Raw genomic sequence first — 23,312 nt, 5'->3', positions numbered from 1 at the left:
TGGTGTTTCGATACCCGGTATTTGGCAACGAAGGGGAAAGTACCTTGATGGAGGCCCATTTACCTGTGGTGGCATGTTCTGGATGAATGAGGAAGGGCTGCTTGGCAACTGGAGCACCCGTTTTGCTCATTTTGACGAAGACACGACCGTTAAAATCAGGATGCTCATACCCGTTAGCATGTTGATTTTCGACGGTCAGAACAAAGCCCTTACGGATGAGCGCAGCTGCGATTTCAAATGAATTAAGTTTGGGCATCGGTTATCCGTAGAGCTGTCGCTCAAGCTCCTGAATGGCCTGCTGATAGCCCGGTTTGCCGCCAAAGGCCTTGACCAGCTCAATCGGCGCACCGATCTGGCTGAATGGCGCCAGCTGAAGAATCTTGATGTCTTCGATGTGCTCGACGCCGGTGTCGGCGTATTTGTCGAGCAGCGCTTCCAGTACCTGGCGGGCGGCGCCGGAGTATTTGGCGAAGTAGTTACGCTTTTTCACCTGTTCGGCGCGGTCCTTGCGGGTAAGCGGCGGCTGGTCGAAGGCGATATGGCAGACCAGGTCGAACGGATCGAGCGGCTGGCCGCGTTTGGCTTCGACCTCCTCGGCCAGGGCTTCCCACATCACGCCCTGGCTGGCCAGTTCGTCGATGATGGCTTTCTTCTGCTCGGCATCGCTCCAACGGCGCAGAAAGTCATCCAGCGAGGCGAACTGTTTCTTAACGCAGGTGCGGGTGTAGTCGCGCAGCGATTCGGTGATCAGCTTGCCGTCCGGGCCGTAGTACTGCACGCGCTCGGCAATAACGTGCACGGCGACGTTGTTGATCACGTATTTGACGCGCTTCTTGCCGTCATCGTCGTCACCGCCACTGGTGGTTTCGTCACCTTCGGTTGCCCCAGCGCCACCGTCGATCACGTCACCCTCTTCGCCCTCGGTATCCTCCGGCGGCACCGGTGAGGTATCGCCCTCGGGGTTGTAGATCACCACAGGCTCGCCGTCGAAGGCCGGGTCGGCAAAAAGTTCGGTGGCTTTCTTGAAGTCCATGATGGTGAACCAGTACTTGCCGTAATCCTCATTGATACGGGTGCCGCGGCCGATGATCTGCTTGAACTCGGTCATGGATTTGATGTGCTGGTCGAGCACCACCAGTTTGCAGGTCTGGGCATCGACGCCGGTGGTCATCAGTTTGCTGGTGGTGGCAATCACCGGGTAGCGCGACTCGGGGTCGATGAAGTTGTCCAGCTCGGCCTTGCCTTCCTTGTCGTCGCCGGTAATGCGCATCACGTATTTGCGGTTTTCCTCAACGCGCTTGGGGTTGAGGTTGACCAGGGCTTGGCGCATGCGCTCGGCGTGGTCGATGTCGTCGCAGAAGATGATGGTTTTCTGGTACGGATCGGTAGCCGTCAGGTATTCGGTGACTTTGCGTGCGACCAACTGGGTGCGCGCCTCGATCACCAGGTCGCGGTCCATGTCCTTGAGGTCATAAACGCGGTCTTCGATCAGCTCACCGTTCTTGTCGCGCGTGCCCTTGGGCGGGCGCCAGCCTTGCAAGTCTTTGTCGAAGTCGATGCGAACCACTTTGTACGGGGCGAGGAAGCCATCTTCGATGCCTTGCTTGAGGGTGTAGCTGTACACCGGCTCACCGAAGTAGGTGATGCTGGAAACCTCTTTGGTCTCCTTCGGCGTAGCGGTCAGGCCGATGTGAGTGGCACCGGAGAAGTAGTCGAGAATCTCGCGCCAGGCCGAGTCTTCGGACGCGCTGCCTCGGTGGCATTCGTCGATCACCACGAGGTCGAAGAAATCGCGGGAAAACTGCTTGTAGACATTCTTCTCTTCTTCGTTGCCGGTCACGGCCTGATACAGCGACAGGTAGATTTCGTAGGACTTTTCGATCTGCCGTTTGGCAATCTTAGTCATCGCCTGGCCGAAGGGCTTGAAGTCGTTGTTCTTGGTCTGGTCGACGAGGATGTTGCGGTCGGCGAGGAAGAGGATGCGTTTCTTCTGCCCAGACTTCCACAAGCGCCAGATGATCTGGAAGGCCGTGTAGGTCTTGCCGGTGCCGGTGGCCATGACCAGCAGGATGCGATCCTGCCCGCGCGCCACGGCCTCAACGGTACGGTTGACGGCGTTCATCTGGTAGTAGCGCGGAATGCGCCCGGAGCCGTCGTCGTAATACGGGGCTTCGGCCTTCTGCTGGCTTTCGCCGCTGAGGCCCTTCCACTGACAGTAGCGCTGCCACAGCTCCCCGGGGCTGGGGAACTGCCTCAGGCTCAGCTCGGTTTCCTTCTGCGCGCCGGTACCACTGCGATCATGGAAGAGAAAACCGTCACCGTTGCTGGAGAACACGAACGGCACATCCAGCGCCTCGGCATAACCGAGCGCCTGCTGCATTCCGGCGCCGAGGGCATGCTTGTTGTCCTTGGCTTCGATAACAGCCAGCGGCAGGTTGGCCTGGTGATACAGGATGTAGTCTGCGCGGCGCGATTCGCCCCGGCTGTGCAGCTTGCCACGGACGATGATGCGCCCCTTGGTAAAGCTGACTTCCTCACGGACCTGCTTGTGCAAATCCCAGCCCGCTGCGGTGATGGCAGGCGTGATGTATTTGCTGCAGATGTCGCGCTCAGTCAGTGAATTCTTGTCCATGTATCCGTCCCGTTGAACTGCCTTGGCCTCGCATATCTGGTTAGCGAGGAGATTATTGGGACGGCGTCTCCACGCTAGAGCCCTTGATCACGTCCCTGATGGCTCTTTGACCTAACTGTGTGCGAACGACGTCACAATATCTATCCAGCCAGCATGGGTAAAGCTGGCGTCCCATCAAAACGCGTTGTTTTTTGCAGAGGTAGCACCAGTATTCCACTCAAGCTACTCGAGCGGCGTTGTGACGTCAGAGCATGGCGAAATGAACATCCCCCGTGCGACTGGATCACGCCGCTGGATCATCACTATCCCCCGTCTGTCCTGAAGCTGCCGGGAGCTGCCCCCGGTGAGAAAGCAAAGGTAGTTGCGCTCACAGAACAGCGGATGCGAGTAATCCAATAGGCCATCGATGCCGCCGTTACGAAGAATGCGATGCTGAGCCCGAGGCGGATAGCTCTTCGCTCAACCTACTCGGCATCATGGACACCACAGCTGCTTCGACGTATGCGACCTGCGATGCAAACTTCAGCGCACCGTAGGCCATTGAGCTGCCGGCGCCAAGACTGGACAAGCTCACAGGTAAACAATCCAGGCAGGCCTCGCTGGCGATACTGCGTTAGAAACCCCTCAGGCGGCTGAAAGCTCTGCAATTGCCAATGCAGTAATGAACAACCTGCACGCATAATTGACACATAGCTAAGTAACCCCGCATAGGGAGGCAGGCATTAACAGTGTGTCGAGGCTGGCCGTCACCTTTCTAATTCGATTGTGATTTTGATTAATTAAAGGCTCAGCCTTCACCGCGCCCCCAGCAATCCCTCAAAATCCGAAGCCTGAAGCTCCGAAGCCCCACTCAACATATCCCGCGCCAACGCCCGTCGCTTACTCAAAAGTTCATCCAGCGTCGCCTCAAACGTCGGCATCGCTGCATCTCGAACCGTCGGGTAGTACACATACACATCCTTCTGCTGCCCAATCCGATAGGCCCGATCGGTCGCCTGATCTTCCTTGGCCGGGTTCCAGCAGCGCGTGAAGTGAATGACGTGGTTGGCGGCCTGCACGTTCACCCCGAATCCGACGGCGATAGTGGACAGGATGATGACAGCGAAACCTGGCAGCTCCTGGAATTGATCGATCAGCCTCTGCCGGCTATTAGAGCTCTGACTGCTGGTACTGGTATCGCCATTGATGACCGTCGCCCGAAAGCCGAAATGCTGCTGAATTGCGTGCTGCAATTCCCGCTGAATATCTCGCAACTCGGTAAAGAGGATGACCTTGTCGCCGTTGCCGGCCCTTTTGATCGACTCGAGCGTCTGCATCAGCCACTGAAGCTTCGGCGAGTTGTCGCGCAACCTCGTGTCTGGCTGAACGCTGTAGGGATGGGCACAAATCAGCTTGAGCTTGTGCAGCAAGCCCAGCATGCCGGAGGTCTTCTGATCGAGCTGCTCTTCGATCTGCTGCTTCTGGCTGTATGCGGAAATTTCGGACAGATACAGGTTACGCTGCAGGGCATGCATGCCAAGTGAACGGCATGCTGTGTCTTCGATCTTGGCTGGCAGGTCCTTGGCGATGTCCTGCTTGGTCCGCCGCAACGTCTGCGGTTCGATAAGCCCACGCAGGCGTTCCAACGCATCCGTATCACGCTCCAGTGCGGCTTCGATGGGGCGCTGATAGTCGCGACCGAACTGATTCAAACCGCCAAGGAATCCAGGCTGAATGAAGTCGAACAGGCACCAGAGATCGATCAGGGTGTTCTCGACCGGCGTACCGGTACACGCCACTCGGAACCGTGCGGGGATGGCTTTGATCGCCTGAGTCACCAGTGCCGCGGGGTTCTTCAACTTCTGAGCTTCGTCGCACACGACGATGGACCATTGCTGGCGCGCCAGGGAAAACTCCTGATCACGCAGTGTCTCGTAAGTCGTCAGGACAATTCGGGCATCGCCCATCCAACCTGGGCGCAGCAGGTTCTTGATGCCCTTGGCTTTCAAGTCCGCTGGGATTTCATCTTTCTTGAACTTCACTGCACTCAAGGCTGAGCCATACAACTTCAATACAGGCAGCGCGTCAGCAAAGAAGAACCGGTGAAGCTCTCGCTCCCAGTTATCGAGCAACGAAACCGGAGCGACGATCAGCGCTGGCTGATCGTTTGGGTACTGTTCCAGGTACCAGACCAGGAAGGTGAGCAACTGGATCGTTTTCCCAAGCCCCATGTCATCAGCGAGCAAGCAACCCGATACGTCCGTGGGGGACAAGCGGAACAAATGCTGCAACCACGCTACGCCCTGAAGCTGATGCTCGCGCAGGACAACCTCAGGTTTGAGCAAGCCAGGCAACGCTGGCGTTGCATCCAAAGCGGCGCGTAACGCTGCTTGACGGACCTGAACGTAAGTCGGCTCGTCAATATTGTGGCCGATTTGCAGTACGGCGCGGCCAACTTTCTCCCGTTGCTCAACCTGGCCGGTCTCAACAGGTCCAATCTTCTTCGACCAGGCATCCAACAGTTGTTCTGCTGCGGCAATCGAGAGTGGTGTTTCGGACTCTGGCAAACAGACCGTGTCATCACCGGCAGCGCGTGCTTCATCCAACCGCTGCCCAAACGCTTCAAATTGAGCACGATCGGAAGGATCCCACCGACCCAGGATTTCTGCGTCGATGCCCTGCGCTACCACATCTTTCGGCAACCAGTTCTCGGTCGCCTCTTTGACCAGGAAAGGCGAAGTAATTCTTTCCGCCTCACCAATGCCTGTCACACGGTCGCCGTAGAGAGAAAGGTCCAGGACCGATTCAAACTCGATTCCGGCCGCTTCGTTTTGCCAACGCTTGAGCAGATCATTGATGCCTGCCAACTGGCGCAAATCAAAATCGCTGAGTTCCAGCTCATAGCCCTGCCAGAAGCCCGCAGGCATGCCGGCGGCCAACTTCAGGTGCAGTTCATGCACCAGCGGCGCGAATTCATGGGCCGCTTTGAACTCAATTTCGATGGGCGGTTGCGGGGTTGGAGAAATCGGTTCGAGCGTCAGTGTTACCTGCTCGATACGCTGGCCCGGTTCATCCAATTGGGGTTCCAGATGGAATCGATGAAAGAAAATGCCCGCGTCGGCGAGCTCGTCTTCATAGGCGTCGGCATCCAGCACTTGCGCGGCACCTTCGCCGAGTGTGCTGTAAGGGTTACGGACGAATGAAAGGGCATCGTCACCAGCAACCCGACGCCCAGGCAACGAACGCACGTAGTCCAGTACCGATTTGACTTCAGGCTCAATCAGAACATGAGTCAGCGAGCCATCGTCACCCGTTACCCGGTATCGATCCTGAACCTGCTTGGCACCGTCAAAACTCTCAAGCCAGTTGGCCGGCTGGCCTTCGAAGCTCGGTTGCAACTCGATAACCGGTGTATCGCCTAGTGTCGACTTTCGTGGGTTAAGTCGCAGCTTCTCGGGTTTGATAACGACAGTCTTGTCCAGGAAGCCATCCATGCCAGCGCCAGCCTTGCGCGCCAGTTTTCTGATGCTGGCCCAGCCGATCTGGTTGGTTACTTCACCGGGCTCATTTTGTTGTGCCAGATAAAGCTGTCGTACCGCACCGGTCAGTTTCCAGGACGCCTCTGGCAGCATTTCTGTAGCGCCCTGATACTGAACAATGGCCCCCGTTCGCTGCACCTGCAAGTTGGCATTGGACTGCGGATCACGCCAGCCACTGATGGAGACCTTGAAATCGTCGGAGGCAAGGCTGCCCTGGCTGCTCAATTGAGGGATGAGGGCTGTCTGTGGCGGCAACCCCAAGAGCGGCAGGCTTGTTTCGTGCTCTGGCTCATCCAGCAGCCGGTAAAGCTCATCCCACGTCAACAGCCAGCGATCGCTCAGCTGGGAGACGAACTCTTCTTCTTCCAGCTGATCAAGATAACTCGCCAGCGACCAAGACTCCGTACTCTCCGCCAAGCTCAGGGGATAACAGATGCCCTGCTCTTCAATGGAAAAAACCGGCTCAGTATTTTCTACTGCCGAGTTCGGCTGCAGGCCAATACCTTTTAGGAAACGCTTGAGCATTACTGTCTCCAGAACCGGAGTGGCTGGTTATTGACGGGCCTGAAGCCCAGGCGCTGCAGTGCAGTTACGGCGACCGGGTCATGATCATCAAGCTGGACCTGAAATGCACCGCCGCGCTCGCGCTGATCATAGATCTTGTGTTTGACCGACTTTAGAGCGTCACGGACCTGGTCTTCAAAAGGCAACGGTTTGGCTGAGCCTGCCGCTGCGGCCTGACTCTGTACACGAATACCCCATTGCTCGAGGGCATAATCGAATTTGCTGAGCCAACCCTCTATGCGGTCCGGGCGGCTGGGTGCAGGTGAATGCCGCATTCGATCCAGTGCACGATTAGGCTGCTTCAGCTCGCTCGCCAATTCGAGCTGCATCTTGTCTGGGTTAAAAGGCGACTTGTCTGCTTGATACACATAGCAGGCATTACCCGTACCGGAGAATTCCACGAAAAAGTAGTTCCCGATCTGCATGATGACGGCATTGTTATGGCCGGGTCCGCCTACCAGTCGGCTGAGGCGCCCCTTGTTCTTCTCTCGGAAGTGGACGAAGTCTCGCCCGCTGTCATGCCAGGCATCCGAACCCATGACAATCCGGGTGTAACTCATCTGGTTGGCAAAACGCAGCCAATAATGCAGACGGGATTGATCGACTTCTGCCTCCCCTTTGAGCAGGTTGAAGAAGTGCTCCAGATCCTCCTTTGCAAACCACGCCACAACCATCGCACAGACATCTTTATCGACATACTGCAGCCAGCTGTTTTGTCTGGAGCGGATCTGCGGACTACCCCAATTGTCGAGCGCGAGCTGTTTGAGCAGCGACGATGGCTTCTCTCGATAAGCTGCCAAGTGGTAACGCGACAGGCATGCACTTAGAATGTCGTTCATGTACCGCGGGTGCTGTCGGCCAATGTCGACTAGGTCGGCCAAGCGCTGAGAAAACTCGGCGTCATCCAACATAAAAATGCGAGAAATCAGTACGGTAAATATCCTGCGCCACAGCCAGCTGTTATCCGGGATCTGCGCAATCGTCTGCAATGCCGAAAGGTCGCTAATCTCGCCCTTGAACATCTGGTCACCCAGCGCGGTACCTGCCTGCTCGGAAAAGAGCTCCTGATGTTGCTGAACGATCTGCACCCATTCCTTCACGCGCTTCTGCTGGCCTATGACACATTCGAAACCGAGCTGAACATCTTCGCGCAGCAGGCACCAATTGGCGTTCTGCGCAGGCGTAGCAGCGTCGTAGCCAAAGTAGCTGAAGCACAGCGCCAACCAGTCCCGGCGGCTCAGACTTCGCTTTTCGATACGCTGATGCACTTCATCGTGCACGCGGGCGTAAAGCTGGTCATCGTCCAGTATCGGCCCGACTCGCTCACTCTTGTCTGAAAGGCCGGCGAACACCAAGCGCCATTCTGAAGCGTTGAGTGGCAGCACATTGCGAAACTTGCTGATCGCAGCACGGCGCTTTTCTTCGGGGGGCGGCAAGGTCTTTTCAGCGCGCTCGAATCGCTCGTAAAGATCGACTCCCGCAGCAGCCAGACGAGGGAAACGCTCCAAGGGTTCTGGGGCCTGCACCGTGCGATGAGATGACAGGCTGTGGCTAATGGCAGCGGAAAGCCTCGCGATCGAGCTGGTCATCGGTTCATCGCCAACTGACATTTTTCCACGTCAGTGTTAGTGAACACCGGCACATCAGGCTTGAGACTGCTCTCCTTCTCCTTCAAGCCAAAGAACTGCATGCGCAACTCCACTCGCCGGCTTTCTTCCTTGGTGTCCTTTGCATTGTTGAACGACACACCACCCGCCAGAAACATCGATCTAATCTGCTGTTGATGCTCCGGCGACAATCCGACCTGGAGCGGGCTACGACTATCGAGCAGGCTGCACATCACCCACTCCGAACGCTGCAGTGAGAGGTGCAAGTTATACAGGTAGGAACCATCGGTGTCGGTCGATCCCTCGATCACAACCTGTTTGAACCACTTGCGCCCCTCTTCACTGTTAGCCGCGTCCAAAATCATCGGCACGACCTCCTGAAGTGCCGATTGGCCATCGTTGCTCAGCGCGTACTGGTTATGCCCAAAACGGCCAGCATCGCCGAAGCTGATTCGGTTGTCCTTGCAGTCCACAACGATGGTCTTGCTGGCAGTCTTCGCCTTGAGGCTCAGGTGCTCGCAGATCTGGCTGATGTCCTTGCTACGCTGCTTCTCCCCCTGTTCCGCCTGGTTGATCCGCTGCGTCACAGAACTCAAAGCCGCCACCATGACCACGAGGAACAGAATCATCATCGCGGTCATCAAATCAGCGAAGGAAATCCAGAAAGGCTTCTCTCCCTCGTCCTTTGAACGGGCAGCCGAAGGCATTTGCTTACCAAACATCGACTAGCCTCCGCTACCGCCTGATACGTTCCATGATGTCGCTGAAGTCTTCGAGGCTTTCTTTGACCCCTTCCACACCGCCAGCGAGGCTCTTGACTGCTTTATCGAGCTCGGTGTCGAGGCTGCCCAGGGTTTGTCTCAACGCCCGATCCATGCCTTCACCGAATTCCTTGAAGCCGTTACCCAGCACACCACTGATGTTTTCGAGGTATTCATACACTTCACGGTTAAGTGCCTGCATCCGCTCGCTTTGAACCTTCAGGTCCTGGAGATACTGACTGCGACCGCTGGCTTCCCCTTGAGCACTGGCAACTACTCCTTCGATGACCGCGAGCGTTTTCGCGAGCGCTTCACGATTGTTCCGGTAGTCCGCAACTACGGTATTCAGCTCACGGGATGCCTGTGCAAGCTCAGCTCCTGCGCCCTGGACTGTACCCATCAGCCCTGCAGTCGACTCACTGGCTCGCGCAACGCTTTGTCCGGCGGTTTCAAACCGCTCAGCCGCCGCCCGCATCTTGTCCGCACCTAGCTGCATGCTGTGCAGATGCTGCTCTGTCTGGGCGCTCAATGCATTGACCGTGTCCTGGGCAGATTTCTGTTGCTCAGAAACCGTCTGCAGCAACGCCTTGACCTGCTCATCGAGGCCGCCCACCAGTTCGCGGGTACCTTGATGCAGGTCAGCCTGGGCGGCACGGGTGGATTGATCCATCTGCTGCTGGCCCTGCTCCAGTTGCTTGAAGACTGCAGAGAGCTGTTCCCCCAGCACCTCGACCGAGCCTGCAATCTTGGCCATGGTTTCCTGCTGGCCTTGGCCGATGCTCTGCTTGATCGACTCGACAAAAGCCTGGAGATTCTCAGCCATTGCCTGTTGGCGAGCCTCGCTTTGAGCGAACAGCTTCTCCAGTTGCTCGGCCATTCGCGCGCCAGCCCCCTCTCCTTCGTTGCCAATACGGGTAACCGAAGCCTGAAGATTGGCGAGCATCTCGTTCATCCCGGCTTGCATGGCGTTTTGTCCGGCCTGCATATCGGCCAGTAGCTGGGCAATCATGGTCGAACTGTTTTGATTCGAGGACTCGCTAGCCGAACGCATATCCTGGATCAGCGTCGAGAAGCCCTGCTGCATCGACTGCATGGCGGCAACCGTCTGGCCCATCAACTCGTGCAGGCCATTGAACTGCTGGCCGAACGTACCTTCCAGCTTGTTCATGAAGGCAACCAGAACATCCTGAAGCAGATTCTGTACCTGCCCGGACTGATCTCCACTGGCGGCCTGCACGGCACCCGCGATGGCTTCAAGCGGCGATTTGAGGCTGTTCTCGATTGCACCGCTCACCTGGTCGGCCAACAGCTGCCCAGAGTCGCGGTACGTCGTCGACAAGGTATCTGCCAATTTGAGGCTTTCACGGACTTGGGTATCAACCAGGTTCTGTAACATTTCCCGCAAATCGGATACCAGGCTGTCCTTCAACTGACGGGTTTGCACCGAGCTTTCAGCACTTGATCGCACCAGCTCGGCCAGGTATTCCTCGCCGACACCGCTGTCAAAAAGCCCGTCGATGGTTTCATTGAATGCCTCAAGCAGCTTGTAGCAGTGTCCCAAGCGCCACTTTTCAGTAAGCGTGACGGCGATAGAGGCCATGATTGAAATGAAGGAGCCGATGAAAGCGAACAGCACGTCTTTCAACAGCTTATCGACGCTGGCGTTAACCTGTTCAGGCGTGCTCGGGTCGAAGTGCTGAAGACCTAGCATCAGGCCGAAGAAGGTTCCGACGATCCCGATACCGGTCAAGATACCCGGTAGGTGCTTGTAGAACTCGGTCCCCAGCGGGGTATCAACCACACTTTGCGGTGAGAAGAAATGTGCAGCACCGGCAGTGGCTCGTGATCGGAGAAGAACCTGTTCGCCCTCCTTGAGCTCGAACTGATCGTGCAGCGTTTCAGCATACTCGCGCCAGGAATGCTCCAGTCTGCTGCCACTGAACAGACGTTCCAGCTCAGAACGCCGGAGAGGTGGATCGAGAGTTTTCACATTCTGCAAGCTAACAATCAAACGTTTCAGCTGGGCGCTAAGCTTGAATGACCTACAGAAGTAACGGACGAAGTACCAAGCGCAAAGAATGAAAACGAGACCAACAACCATTTTGGGTGCGATCAGCTGCTCAGAGCTTGCTGCACCCCATAGGTGCAACAACGTCGAAAAATCCATACCTTCCGCCTTCAATTAAGCATTTTTTGATATTCAGCAAGACCGCATTACCCACACGGATGCGCCAATCGCCTGTCCCGCTGGGGACAGCGACAGCACCTTGCCAAGCACGTTTTGGGGCACTACAAGCTCGTAGTGGAATGGGCGCATCAATGCGCCCCCAGAACCTTCCTTGGAAAAAATGCCGGAGAATAATATCCTTATGCCATCACCTTAGCCTGAGCCGTAACCGTCGTAAAGCCGGGAACCACTAATGGCCCCCTGACTTGGGAGACCGAAAAGGCTTGTCGAGGGCGCTCCATGCCTTAACAAGCAGGCGGCTGAATGAAGGCATGGGATTCGCTGAAACCCCAAGCCTTCGCTACCCGCTAGTCTTTGCAGAAATCCCTTTGGTAATGGCGTCGCATTGCCTCCCGCATTGCAGTTTGATGCGCTTCTGCCTTCGCATCACCCCATTCGCTATTCGAATATATCAAGTCCATTTTCAAAGAGTCTGGCCGCTTCTCAAGGGCTCGCTTGTTGAGGAATCGCTGGCGCTTTTCGTTGTATGGCAGATTGCTGTACTCGGAGTTGATGCTGCGCGAGACCAGCGCCAGATTGCCAAAGCGGTTCAGCCAGGCGTTGGTGACCTTATTGGTATCGGTCACCTGTGGATTCTGCGGCGAAATATGCTCCACCGAGTTCTTGGCTGTGAAGCGGAAGTTGCCCCATGCATCATGATCACGATGCTGCTCATGCCAGAGCACAAAGTCCAACTTGTAGAACCAGTAATGGGCAAAGTCGACGCCGTAATCGCAGGGCAACACTGCCTCGAATTGAAGCGCAGCGGCGGTACGCCAGGGCTCATTCATGAATGCCCGCGTGCGCACTACCAAGGGATCGCTCGTCACTTCCCCGAGCAATTGGTTATCCAAATGGCACAGGAAGCCGTAGTAGCGCTCAACCTCCTCCACGCTGCCACGCACGGTTTGCGCATGCTTGTGGATGAAATAGAGGAACGGAGTCAACCAATAATGGGTGGTGATCTCCTGGGAGTGGTAGAGCATGCTCTGCAGTAACGACATGCCTTGTTTCAGATCATTGTCACGGCTGCGATTGTTGTAACGCTTGTCATCATTGGCAGAGATCGAGGTGTGGCAAATATGATGAACCTCGTCATCCCCCTGATCGACCCACTTGATGACGTATTCATCCCAAAGCACCCGCATACGCCAAAGCAGGTCGATGAACCCTTGTGCCCTCGCGGTACGCTGCGCGGGCTCCGCCGGCTGCAGTAAATGGGCCTCGAACAAGGTAAGCAGGTGCCGATCCAGCACGCGGGGCAGATCCGGCTGCCCTTGCTCTTTCAACCAGATACGCAGCACATGCAGAAGGAACAAAGGGAAGCCAATGATACTGCGCGCCCATGGTGCCTCCCCTTCGTCCGCCGCGATGGTCGCGTATCCATTGTCAAACTCGGAATCTGCACCGTTGACGATGTTCTCCAAGGTCAGTCGTTCAGCAGACTCCGCTTGTGCAGCCTCAGCTCTTCGCGACAGCAGCCCGTGCACAGCTACTGCGTGAAGCAACTGCCCTTTGCTATAGAGATCACCCAAACGGTGAGCCTCAAGCTGGGTATCCTGGCAGAGATTACGTTCGACAAAGCCACTCATGTCGGCACAAGCGTTCCACAAAGCTGCGTAACGGGAACGACTTTCGGCGGGGATGTCGCGCAGTAGCCTTGCCTTGAGAATTTCGTGATGCTGAAGCTGGATCCCGCGGTTGTTGATGACCTCAAACAACTTGTTCAAGTCCATCCCCTCAGGCACCTGTGTGAGCACGAGAGAAACCTTGCGGTAAACGAAGGAAGCCAGCTCCTTGAGGTATTCGTCATCCACAGGCTTGCCATCCGCACGCTTGTAGGTCTGCTTGAAAGAGGCCATCAGTTGCTGAGCTTCTCTCATGCTTTGAGTATCCGGGATCTCTGGGCTTGCTCCACTTTTGCCAGGCATCATGCTGGCAAGGAAGGTGTTCACCTGCTCGCGTATCGAGAAATGCAGGCGTGGAATCACGCTGTCCTTCAGCACTACCCTGCTGAAGTCGCCCATCACTTGGTTCCATATGGCGATCGTGCTGAGCATCCACAGCGTCGTGAAGCGCTGCTGCCCATCGATTAGGTCGAAGCGGCGCAGCCCCTTAAGGCGATCTTGCTCAGAGGTTTTTTCGACCAGCAGGGCACCACCCAGAAAAAACTGGTCTTCGCCCCGATCAAAGGCATTCGCCATATCGGTCAGCAATGTCTTGATCTGATCATCACCCCAGACGTACAGGCGCTGGTAGATAGGCACGTTGAAGCACCAGGCCGCGTCGTCTTGATTAACTAGCTGTTCCAAGGTGAAGAGACGGGAATCAATACTCATGGCGATGTTCCTGGCAAGCCTTCAAGTACGTTTCGAGCCATCGCGATTTACCCGCAAGGGTCGAGCAGTCGGAGTCCAACTGCCCTTGATAGAAATCCAGGACTGCCCTCTTGTATCGCCCCTGCACCCCCTGCCCTGCTGATACCGTTTCGTTAGCATACGAAGACGCCACCGCTTGTTGTCGGTGCTGAAGGAAATCCAGCACCTGCTTCGGGTGGTAACTCTGGGCAATCACATCCAATAGGTTCAGCTCGGCCAGCCTGAAGAAATTGGCCGCGGTTTCCTGCTTGACCTGTTTTTTCTCCAGGCGAATCGCGCCCAGCAAAAACTCCAAGCGCAGGGCAAAAGCGGTCAATTGCTCAATGTCGAACTGATCGACATACATCAGGCTACAGAGCATGAAGATCTCGCGCAGGTACTCCTGGTTACTACGCAGCAGCTGTTTGTAAATCGTGCGGAACCTACTGACCTGCGGACAAGGCGCAGGATCATTCATTAGCCGTTGCAGCAACGCTGCGTACTTGTCTGCGTATAGAAAGAACCCTACACCTTCATGGATGGGCTGACGCAACGCGATAGGCAGGCTTGCAGGATTTTGCCCGACTCGCAGCTGGTTACCCTGCAGCACATAATCACCATCTCCCGCCAACGTCATGCAGGACGCTAGCCGATTGTGCCGGGTCGCGTAGAGCGGCACGCTGTCAATACGGCTACGGCTGTCGGCGGCGTGGGGCCAAGTGTCGCGCTGGAATTCTGCCAGGAGCGGCTCGTGCTTCCCCGCAGGCGTGTGCGATCCGCGCCAACGCCGCGCACGCCAGAGAAAACGATTGAATAAGTTAGGGGCGAAGTCCTGACCTGGGCTCAGCACCGCCGGGTGGCGTTGCAGCCTCTCCCAGCGCTCTGCACAGTCCCGCTGCAGTGCAGCCTTGAGTTCAGTCTTCCCTTGCGCGTAGTCGATCGCACGCAGGTGATAGGCCTTGAGCAGGTCAGTGGCCTCCAAGCGCACCCCGCGGTTGTTTTGGGTGTCGAAGAAGGTGAAAGCGAGGTCAGTGCTGTCCACTTCGATCACTGTCAGCCGCAGCCTTTCGATGATCTGCGGCGCAATCGCCTCCATTTGCTTCAATGCTTGCAATCCCTCAGCAATATGTCGCGCGGATTGGCCCGAATAGCTGAGTACCTGCCCCACTGGCAGCTTGCCGGTAGAGCGGTGGTACAACAGTGAGAGCGCGGTGATGCGCTGCTGACCATCAATAATGAACCGCTTCGACTGGCTTGCATTACGATGCAGCAGTACACCACCCATGTAGTAAGGCAGGGAGATATCCGCCTGTGCTGCATATGTTGCTAGGTCATTGACCAGTTGCGTCAGCTTGTCTGGCCCCCAGACGAAACCACGCTGATAGCTGTCCAATGCCAACGGCCAATCGCTTGCATTGAGTAATTCTGCGAAAGACAGAGTAATGACCCGTACAAGCGAACTCGGCTTCGCGGGTAGAATTTCCCGATTCAATTTTCGTCCCAACGTTTACGCAGCGTCCTGATCAGCGCGTTTCCACGCAACGCGCGGCCGTCTGGCCCACAGAGTGCGACAGAGCCCTCCGGTAATCCGAAGACATCTTCGATCCTTGCCCGTATGGTGCTCACTTTCGCATCCGAGCGCGCGGCCCGATAGCGAGCCGCCTTCCGGTTTCCGATAACGACTGTCGAGTCTTCTTCCTGATCATCCGAAGCCTCCTGGTCCTCGGTATCCCAGGTCTCTTCCGCATCCTCCTCCTCGATCAGCTCGCCATCGTCGTCGGCCTCTTCAGCCTCGTCGACTTCACCGGTCAGGTCAGCCAGCGTCTGGGCATGGGAGTACCATGTGCTGGCATCCTCTTGTTCCCATACTAAGCCATCCTGGACATGGAAGGTGCGCAGGGCTGCGGAAGACGGAACGTAATCACTGAAGCGCGACTTCACGGCCGGCAAACGTTCAAAGCCAGCCCCCAAGGCACGCAGCACTTTTTCTGGGCCTGCGACCAGCAAAAACTCAGACCAGCACGGCTCGCGGAAATTGACGCTGACAGTACCGTACATATAGAGAGTCGCCCGCAGTGAAGCATCCTGTTCAGCCAATTGGGTGAGTACCTGCATCACCGTGCGGTAGATGCTTAAACCTGCGTCCTCTATGGACTGCGAATCGACCTCGACGGTGGGTAGGGGCGATTTACTGTTGACGAACGCGAGCTCCGTCACCGATTTTTTGATCATTGCGTTCATTCCTTGAGCGGGACCTTGGGTGGGCTTCACGAGCTGATTTGTCACGATTGCAAACGTTGGAGATGAGCTCACAGAGCGACTACGGCCTTCCCCTGCAAAAACCGCATGGTTGAGATGGCAAAATGCCACCATGGCATGTTAAAACTCTACCATCCCTCCTCGAACTTGGTGTCATGGGGGTCGCCACGTTGTACAGCAGCGTCATGCCAGATCAACTGGGTGACGGCTCCAACCTATTAGGCAAGCGGATTCTGGTCATTAGTCCGATGATGCTGGATAGCCCGACCCCATTGTGAGCTTGCCCAAGGCTTAACATCTCAAGGCTAAAGACGTAACTCTCCTGCCAATGTCTACCGATCGCGCTCGGCAATAAAGTCAAAATGCATATTTAATAGCCGTATGACATCATGCTCAGAACCCTGAGCCTGGCAGTGGGCTGATGCACTGCAAACAACAGTGATGCGACAGGAGAGGCTGACTGATGGACCGAACCAAACGACTTGAGGCGCTGGAGGCGGAGTACCAGCTGTTTGTTAACCAGCGCGACAATGCCCCCCCGAGCAAGCCCCGCATTGCCGCCTGGGGCCTGGTCAAGGCAGGGAAAAGCTCCCTGCTCAATATGCTCAGCGGCCACGCCAGCGACGAGCATTTCCAAACCGGTGATGTGCGTACCACCCGTACCAACCAAGCGCTGGAACTCGACAACTACGTACTGGTGGACACCCCAGGTCTGGGCTATGACCAGAATGACACTCAACAAGCGAACCAGGGCCTCGATGCTGCTGATGTTGTGCTGTTCGTTCATGCCCCGCCTGGTGAACTGGACCAGGAAGAAGTGGCCCTACTCGACCAGCTGCGCAGCGCTTTTGGCCAGGATGTTGGCGAGCGGGTGGTGCTAGTGATCAGCCAGCTGGACAAGCTGCAGGACGCCGACCTCGCCGCAGTCAAGGATACCATCGAACGTCAGGCCTTGATTCATCTGGGTACGGCGCCTGAATGCTTCGTCATCTCCAACACGCGCTTCAAAAGCGGTGTAGAGAAGAACAAGCAAGGGCTCTGCGAGAAAAGCGGCATTCCACAGTTGGCGCAGCATCTGCAAACACTTTCGAAAAGCCTCGCTCAGTCTCTGGCAGAGGCCCGGCATAAGCGCCTGGCACGGCGTGCTTTGGAGCTGGGCGAGCGGATCGACGCTGAGATCGAACGGGACCTCAAGCTGATCGAGCAGATCACCGAGCCGTATGTGGTCAAGGCCAAAGCCTTCGTAGAGCACATCGACGGCGCTCGGCGCACCTTCAAAGCTCATACGTCCGAAATGCAAAAAGCACGCACCAAACTCGACAGCCTCAAGTAAGGAGACTTGCAATGCCTCTACCCTGGTTGATCGGCGTTGCGGCAGTCGCTGCTGCCGCCGCCATTGCCAAAGCGGTCAGTGACGACAGCCCGTCATCTTCGAGCAGCACCACGCACCACGACGATAGCGAACGGCGTCAGCAGGAGCAGGAAGCCAAGCGCCAGCGGGAACGCGAAAACCTGAAGGCCCGAGTGCAGTCACTTGCAGGCGACCGACGGGAACAACTCAAGGCCCAGCTCAGGGGAGCGGCATCTACGCTAGCCGCCTCGTCAGACAGACACAATCCGGTCACTGAAAGTGTCAACAATATGACCCGGTTGACGCTCGAAGGGGTGCCAGGGGATCAGCTCGAACAACGCATCCGTAGCACCGCATCGTCGACATCGAGTTACGGCAAGACGGTCAAAGCCATTCTTCAGGCGTCGCCCGCCATGGAAGGCGGCCACATCGTTCATTTCATGCAGGGCGTGAATCTGCTCGAATCCGTGACCGCGCCTGCCGAGGCATCTGCCTCCGACCAGGCAGCGCTCGCCCAGGCGCAAGCGACCCTGGCACGTATCGAGCGGCTGCAGCAGCTGAAACGTCAACTTCTCCTTCAGGCGTAATTGATCCATGAGCACTGTTACTCGCGATGAGTTGATGCAGGTCTTTCAACAACTGCAGGGTCAGTTTTCCAGTAAGAAGCAAGACTTAGCGCAGGCCCAACAACGCTTCGATACGCTACGCACGGGTTTTGTCACGCTGTTGCGACAGCAAACCGAAACCATGGCTAGCGCCGTCAGCGACAATAACCCGCTCAAGGAAGGCGCGTCCCAGATGGCGCGACGCCTGAAGGATCAATTCAGTGTTTGGGAAGAACGCGCCGAGATACGTGCGAGAGGCGCGGAGTTTCGTGAAAACTACAACGATTCCCTATTGGTATTCGTGTACGGCAAGGTCAAGTCGGGCAAGAGCTCGCTAGGCAACTACGTGGCCTGGGGGCACAGTGAGCCAACTGCGCAACTCAAAGACCACGCCACTCTGAAACCAACATATTTCTCCCATGACCGAACCGACGTCGCCAGCGGCGACAAAGAAGGCGAGGCGTACAGTTCCAAGCAATTCAGGGTCGGCGCCACCGAGGCCACCAGTTCTATTCAAGGCTTCAAGCTGCCTGGGTTCACCTGGGTCGACTCTCCAGGGTTGCATTCGACCAATTCGGCCAATGGCGACTTGGCGCGCAAGTATGTCGACCAGGCGGACCTGATTCTCTACACCATGAACTCGCAAGCTCCGGGCCGCCAATCCGACATGAGCGAGGTCAGCAGCCTGCTCGATGGTAAGCGCACGTTGATGATTCTGCTGACCGGCAGCGACATCACCGATGAAGACGAGGACGACGATGGGCAACTCGTCACCGAAGTATTGATGAAGTCAAAGGAAACCCAGCAGCGGCAAATCCTGGAGGTCACCGGCAACTTGGTGGAGATGCAACATGACGCTGCCAACCATGTCACCATCCTGCCTATCTCGACCCGTTTTGCCGAGCGCCACCCCTCGAACTTGCAAGAAAGTGGCCTGGGTACCTTGTACCAAACTCTCAAGGCATTGGCGCAAGGCCCAGGTGTCGATCTCAAGCTGACTACCCCTCTGAACAACCTGCGCAAGGCTATAGCTGAAACCTGCGACGACCTGAGCCTAATCAAGGAGCTGACCGAGACGTTCGACCAGCAGATCCAAAAGCAGGAGCAGGCGGTAGAGCGCGAGCTGCGAACTCTGAGCCAGAAGGGCGTCACCGAAATGCGCAGTTTCGTCAACCAACTGTTCAACGGGCCCCGCACCGACGACGCACAGCTTCAACTGCGCGAGCGCCTGGCCACGGTGCTAGGCAAGCTGACTGGCGAGGCCATAAAAGGCATCGGTGAAAGCCAGCAAAATACGCTGCAGCGTGCGTTCGACACCAGCCGTCTCGGCGCCATCCCTGCTTACCGGGAAGTTACGGTCGAGAAGGAATACACCAGCGGCACCCGCAGCAGCACCAAAACTGCCTGGGGCGCTGGCGGGGCGGTTCTCGGTGGCGTCATTGGCTTCTTCGTTGGCGGCCCCGCGGGCGCAGCTGCGGGGGCCTCGCTGGGGAGTGCCGCGAGCATGATTGGCCGCGGCGCCGAGGCCATCCGCGCCAAACACAACGTGGTCGTCGGCGACAACCTGGAAGAACAACGCCAAGTGGCCATCGAGCAGTACGCCAATGCCCTACCAGATTATCTGACCGAGCAGGTACGGGGCATCTACGAGCCGCTGAGGGACTCCATGCTCGAGTACTGCCAAATCCTGACCATCGAAATGGAGCGCCTGCGTCAGGCACTCATCACCCTCGAAACGAGCACTGCACAATGACCCGACCAGGCCCGATGACCCAACTGCTGGCCCTCTATGAGGAAGTGGATGGACTGTGTGAAACCTACAACCCGCAGGCTGTCGCCAGCATTCGCGAACTGAGCCGGGCGAAGAAGGCCCAGGCCGGCGCGAGCATCATGGTGTACGGCGTCTACAACGCCGGTAAAAGCACGCTGATCAACGCCTTGCTCGGCCAAGAGCTGGCCGCGGTAGCCGATGTGCCGGAAACCGCCCGTGTGCAAGGCTATCGCTGGGGCGATTTCGAAGTGCTCGATACGCCCGGCATCGACGCGCCGCTCGAGCATGAAGCCATCACCCGAGAGCAGCTGGTGCAGTCGGATGTGGTGATCTTCGTAGTCAATCCGCTGGGCGTGGTCGAGGAAGAGAAAACCCTCGATGTGCTGCTTGAGCTGGTACTTGCTGGCAAGATGATCTTCCTGGTACTCAACTGCAAGAGTCGTTTCGACCCGATCGACCTGGCCCGCATCAAAGACGAACTCAGCGAACGCATTCAGCAGAAGGCCGGTAACCAGAAAGTGCTTGGGCATATCCCGATCGTCGAGGTCAACGCCCGCTCCGCGCTCAAGGCGAAACTGGAGAACAAGCAGAACCTGCTGAACAGCTCGGGCTTTCCGAAGTTCGAAAGCGATCTGGCCGGGTTCTTTGCATCCGTAGAGCAGAAGGCCATCGTCGCACGTGTCGCCACCGAACTGCGCAGCTTCCTCGATGCGACGGTAGCCGAGCTGGACAAACACCAGGACCAAGCCTCGATCAAACGCCTGGACGCTTTCTATGGCGAAATCGCGCGTCGCGAGATCGATATTCGCCACGGTTTGAAATCGTTGATTGAAGCTAAGGCCGCCTACGTAGGCAAGAGCACGATCACTGCGCTGAACCAGAACATCGATGGCGCTCAGGGCAAGATCGAGCAGCTTATCGGGCAGGCCAACGAACAGATCTGCAGCGAGCTTGAAGACGCACTCACTCGCCTGGGCCTAGACGCTTCCGAGATGCTGGACGAAGTCATTCGAGAGGTGCAGGTACAGCCACAGGCCTACAATGCCCAGGCTGCACCGGACCTCGATACACCTGAAGCTCCCGCCGACCAGGCGCCCGCATCGCAAGGTATCGACCTGAGCCTACTCGAATCCGGCGTCCGCCAGGCCAGCAGCATGCTCAAGGCCGAGCATGTCGTCAGCGTGCTGAAAGTCGGCAAGCAGTGGCTGCCGACACTGTTCAAAGGCGTCGGCCCGGTCACCATGGGCAAGGTTGCCGAGCAGATCGTCGGTAAGGTCATCCCGGTCATCGGGATTGCTTTCCAGGTAGGCAGCACGCTGTACTCCGCCTTCGCTGGCGACCCTGACCAGCAGCGCCTGGAGGAACAGGCCAAACGCGAGGCCCAGGAGCGCGAGCGTCGCGACCAGGCGATCCAGACATTCGCCGATGAGACTGCCTGGGAATTCTCGCGGTCGCTGAACACCATGGTCGATACCCACCTGAAGACCAACTTCGCCGAGATCAAGGACAAACTGCAGAGCCTGCGTGGCAGCCTCGGCCAGGACCAGCGCCGCCTCAGCGAGGACCGCGAACGCCTGGTCCAGTGCCAGGCCGCAATGGGTGAGTATGCCTGAGACTCCCCTGCGCTTTGCCTGCAGCCGCTGCATGGAATGCTGCCGACGCGTGCATCTGCTTGCTGATACCGCCACGATGGACCGCGGCGACGGTGTCTGCCGGCACCTGGATGAAAACGACGCCGGTTGCCGCATCTATGACCAGCGGCCAGACGCCTGCCGCGTCGATCGGCAGTACGAGTTGCATTATCGCCAGGCAATGAGTTGGGAAACGTTCGTCAGGATGAATGAAGCCGGATGTAGACAATTGCAAGCTCTCGGAGCTAGCGAAGCTACCCGAACAATCCCGGCCTCTACAGACAACCGCTACACACAACCATAGGGACTTCAGAATGGGTATTAGCTACCGCGCGGATGATGACCTGACCTTTCTGCAATATTGCCGGGAAGACGATATCCGCAACCTGGCGGCCTATCTCATGTTCGACAAGGACGGAGAAAAGCGCAGGGCAAGCGAAATCGCTGATGATCCGCAATTCAAGAAGCTGCAGGGCCAGCCAGATCAATGGCGGCGATGCTGGCAACTGGTTGCTGGTGAGCTACAACATTTCGCTGGTGACTCAATCGTCAACCTGTTCCGCCGTCAGGGTGTGCTTTACAAGGAAATGCTCTGCGACGTCTGCGACAAGACCGATGTGAAATACGACAGCAAAGCCAGCGCCTACGCTATCGAAAACCAGCTTATCGAGAAGTTGGTGGCAAAGAGCTGGGAACAAATGTCGCCAGAACAGCGGCGTAGCACAGCCGAAGAAATGAACCTGAACGGCTCGCTCGGGGCGGTGCCGCTGGTCGCGATCCTCAATGCAATTCGTGCAGGTGGCCTGGGCTCATTGCAGTGGTCATCCTGGCTTGCCAGGGGCGCCACTGCTTCATTCAGTAATGCAGTCGGGGTAACCCTAGGTGGCGCTGCGGCTCTGGTAGGTGGGCGCGCGGTAGCGGCCATAGCCGGGCCCTTGGCAGCGATCGCCGTCACCGTTCCTCTGCTCAGCGGTACGGCGTACCGGGTCACTATCCCGGCTGTCATTCAAATCGCCTTCATGCGGCGGCAGTATGAAAAAGAGGATCACTTCTAATGCAGGCAGCAGCAGAACTTCTGGAAAAAATCTGGGTGCTCGACGAGGCGTCTTTTTCGAAGGCCCTTATCGATGCACTGGCAGCAGGTAAGGCTGTCATTCATGACGGCGTGGCTTATTACGCGGCGGGCAGTGGTAAGACGGGTGTCATCCAGCATCTACCGTTCAAGGAAACCGTGTTCAAGTCCGCCGAAGAAGCACTCAAGGCCGCGCAGTTGACCACCGTGATGGCCACCGCCGCGTCGACCTGCGTGATTCTCGGTGCGCTGATTATCCAAACCAAATACCTGGCGGCAAAACTCGACAAGATCCAGAACACCGTCGACGAAATCTCCAAAGAGTTGCATACCCAAAACATCGTCTATTACATGGACAAGGTCACCGACTACATCGGTAGCATCGAAGTAGCCCGCACCTTGCTAAAGGACCGCAGCCTGGCTAGCGAAATCAAGGAGATGGCCTTCCCCTTGCTCGCATCAGCCGCAGCCAAGCGCAATCATGCGATGTCGTTCATCGACAACATTCTGGCGTTGGCGCAGAACAGCAACGAGTTGAGCAGCAAGCACTACGAGCTGGTAGTGAACTTCGCGCACATGATGCTGGAGATCATGCCGCTCGGCATCCATACGGAATATTTGCTGGCGGCCCGGGTAGGCAAACCAATGCTCGCCCAACTGATACTGGAAGATGGCGCAGAGCGTTATCAGGGCGCAATGCAACAATACAAGGCATTCCTCAATGCCCAACATCGTGAACTGGTACGGGGTAACATGGGTGACAAAACCGTGGTCCTGCAGCGCATCGAAGACAAGGCTCGCCACTTGATTCAATCGCAAGAGAATCAGCTACTGCTCACGTTGCCCTACGGCCGTATGGCAACGCTCGAGGCTGCATAAGCTCACTAGCCAGCACAGTCGAAAAGGGGCTCGGAGATGAGCCCCAGCTCGACTGGATCAGACGAGGCTCGCTCGCCA

The 23,312-nt window shown here is 57.0% G+C and carries 15 protein-coding genes; 7 read left to right on the top strand and 8 right to left on the bottom strand.

Annotated elements, in window-relative coordinates:
- Positions 1-259: 259 nt before the first annotated feature.
- From hsdR to L6D80_RS16190, 8 genes are all read right to left on the bottom strand, one after another.
- Positions 260-2,632: an EcoAI/FtnUII family type I restriction enzme subunit R gene (gene hsdR / locus L6D80_RS16225; RefSeq protein WP_176515104.1), complete on the bottom strand. Its 2,373-nt coding sequence runs from the start codon at positions 2,630-2,632 to the stop codon at positions 260-262.
- Positions 2,633-3,426: 794 nt separating this feature from the next.
- Entirely contained in the window at positions 3,427-6,675 is a 3,249-nt protein-coding gene (zorD, locus tag L6D80_RS16220) for a type I Zorya anti-phage system protein ZorD (protein ID WP_176515106.1), read from the bottom strand.
- Complete coding sequence (gene zorC, locus L6D80_RS16215) at positions 6,675-8,303, bottom strand: type I Zorya anti-phage system protein ZorC (protein ID WP_176515108.1); 1,629 nt, start codon at positions 8,301-8,303, stop codon at positions 6,675-6,677. Before zorC ends, zorD begins: the two co-directional genes overlap by 1 nt.
- Positions 8,300-9,043, bottom strand: coding sequence for a type I Zorya anti-phage system protein ZorB1 (zorB1, locus tag L6D80_RS16210; protein ID WP_012053768.1), 744 nt, complete (start codon positions 9,041-9,043; stop codon positions 8,300-8,302). Before zorB1 ends, zorC begins: the two co-directional genes overlap by 4 nt.
- A gap of 13 nt (positions 9,044-9,056) precedes the next feature.
- Complete coding sequence (gene zorA1, locus L6D80_RS16205) at positions 9,057-11,249, bottom strand: type I Zorya anti-phage system protein ZorA1 (RefSeq protein WP_176515110.1); 2,193 nt, start codon at positions 11,247-11,249, stop codon at positions 9,057-9,059.
- Between the two features lie 368 nt (positions 11,250-11,617).
- Complete coding sequence (locus tag L6D80_RS16200; RefSeq protein ID WP_176515112.1) at positions 11,618-13,648, bottom strand: DUF262 domain-containing protein; 2,031 nt, start codon at positions 13,646-13,648, stop codon at positions 11,618-11,620.
- A complete protein-coding gene (locus L6D80_RS16195; RefSeq protein ID WP_176515114.1) occupies positions 13,638-15,059 on the bottom strand; it encodes a DUF262 domain-containing protein in 1,422 nt (473 codons plus the stop codon). The genes L6D80_RS16200 and L6D80_RS16195 overlap by 11 nt, the downstream gene beginning before the upstream one ends.
- 95 nt (positions 15,060-15,154) lie before the next feature.
- Positions 15,155-15,898: a hypothetical protein gene (locus tag L6D80_RS16190; protein WP_176515116.1), complete on the bottom strand. Its 744-nt coding sequence runs from the start codon at positions 15,896-15,898 to the stop codon at positions 15,155-15,157.
- Between the two features lie 490 nt (positions 15,899-16,388).
- On the opposite strand from L6D80_RS16190, the gene L6D80_RS16185 reads away from it, so the two are divergent.
- From L6D80_RS16185 to L6D80_RS16160, 7 genes are read left to right on the top strand one after another with little or no spacing between them, the layout of a single operon-like run.
- Positions 16,389-17,258, top strand: a complete 870-nt coding sequence (locus L6D80_RS16185; RefSeq protein WP_176515124.1) for a GTPase — start codon at positions 16,389-16,391, stop codon at positions 17,256-17,258.
- An 11-nt stretch (positions 17,259-17,269) separates the two neighbouring features.
- Positions 17,270-17,863: a hypothetical protein gene (locus L6D80_RS16180; RefSeq protein ID WP_176515126.1), complete on the top strand. Its 594-nt coding sequence runs from the start codon at positions 17,270-17,272 to the stop codon at positions 17,861-17,863.
- 7 nt (positions 17,864-17,870) lie between these two features.
- Complete coding sequence (locus tag L6D80_RS16175; protein ID WP_176515128.1) at positions 17,871-19,634, top strand: dynamin family protein; 1,764 nt, start codon at positions 17,871-17,873, stop codon at positions 19,632-19,634.
- Positions 19,631-21,265, top strand: a complete 1,635-nt coding sequence (locus L6D80_RS16170; protein ID WP_172221884.1) for a GTPase — start codon at positions 19,631-19,633, stop codon at positions 21,263-21,265. The genes L6D80_RS16175 and L6D80_RS16170 overlap by 4 nt, the downstream gene beginning before the upstream one ends.
- Positions 21,258-21,587 carry a YkgJ family cysteine cluster protein gene (locus tag L6D80_RS30340; protein ID WP_323054622.1) on the top strand — a complete coding sequence of 110 codons (330 nt, stop codon included), beginning with the start codon at positions 21,258-21,260 and terminating at the stop codon, positions 21,585-21,587. The genes L6D80_RS16170 and L6D80_RS30340 overlap by 8 nt, the downstream gene beginning before the upstream one ends.
- 10 nt (positions 21,588-21,597) lie before the next feature.
- Positions 21,598-22,338: a DUF3944 domain-containing protein gene (locus L6D80_RS16165; protein WP_172221887.1), complete on the top strand. Its 741-nt coding sequence runs from the start codon at positions 21,598-21,600 to the stop codon at positions 22,336-22,338.
- Entirely contained in the window at positions 22,338-23,234 is an 897-nt protein-coding gene (locus L6D80_RS16160) for a hypothetical protein (RefSeq protein WP_172221890.1), read from the top strand. The genes L6D80_RS16165 and L6D80_RS16160 overlap by 1 nt, the downstream gene beginning before the upstream one ends.
- Positions 23,235-23,312 lie beyond the last annotated feature (78 nt).

Source organism: Pseudomonas ceruminis (assembly GCF_021602025.1).
GTDB classification, from domain to species: domain Bacteria; phylum Pseudomonadota; class Gammaproteobacteria; order Pseudomonadales; family Pseudomonadaceae; genus Aquipseudomonas; species Aquipseudomonas ceruminis.
The sequence above is the reverse complement of the archived record's forward strand: the minus strand, read 5'-3'. Positions and strand labels throughout refer to the sequence as shown.

Bases quoted from the DNA above. Each gene is read 5' to 3' on its own strand.
- L6D80_RS16180 (WP_176515126.1), top strand. From the start codon at position 17,270: ATGCCTCTACCCTGGTTGATCGGCGTTGCGGCAGTCGCTGCTGCCGCC.
- L6D80_RS16175 (WP_176515128.1), top strand. From the start codon at position 17,871: ATGAGCACTGTTACTCGCGATGAGTTGATGCAGGTCTTTCAACAACTG.
- L6D80_RS16165 (WP_172221887.1), top strand. From the start codon at position 21,598: ATGGGTATTAGCTACCGCGCGGATGATGACCTGACCTTTCTGCAATAT.
- L6D80_RS30340 (WP_323054622.1), top strand. From the start codon at position 21,258: ATGCCTGAGACTCCCCTGCGCTTTGCCTGCAGCCGCTGCATGGAATGC.
- L6D80_RS16190 (WP_176515116.1), bottom strand. From the start codon at position 15,898: ATGATCAAAAAATCGGTGACGGAGCTCGCGTTCGTCAACAGTAAATCG.
- L6D80_RS16160 (WP_172221890.1), top strand. From the start codon at position 22,338: ATGCAGGCAGCAGCAGAACTTCTGGAAAAAATCTGGGTGCTCGACGAG.
- zorD (WP_176515106.1), bottom strand. From the start codon at position 6,675: ATGCTCAAGCGTTTCCTAAAAGGTATTGGCCTGCAGCCGAACTCGGCA.
- L6D80_RS16200 (WP_176515112.1), bottom strand. From the start codon at position 13,648: ATGAGTATTGATTCCCGTCTCTTCACCTTGGAACAGCTAGTTAATCAA.
- L6D80_RS16185 (WP_176515124.1), top strand. From the start codon at position 16,389: ATGGACCGAACCAAACGACTTGAGGCGCTGGAGGCGGAGTACCAGCTG.
- zorA1 (WP_176515110.1), bottom strand. From the start codon at position 11,249: ATGGATTTTTCGACGTTGTTGCACCTATGGGGTGCAGCAAGCTCTGAG.
- zorC (WP_176515108.1), bottom strand. From the start codon at position 8,303: ATGACCAGCTCGATCGCGAGGCTTTCCGCTGCCATTAGCCACAGCCTG.
- hsdR (WP_176515104.1), bottom strand. From the start codon at position 2,632: ATGGACAAGAATTCACTGACTGAGCGCGACATCTGCAGCAAATACATC.
- zorB1 (WP_012053768.1), bottom strand. From the start codon at position 9,043: ATGTTTGGTAAGCAAATGCCTTCGGCTGCCCGTTCAAAGGACGAGGGA.
- L6D80_RS16170 (WP_172221884.1), top strand. From the start codon at position 19,631: ATGACCCGACCAGGCCCGATGACCCAACTGCTGGCCCTCTATGAGGAA.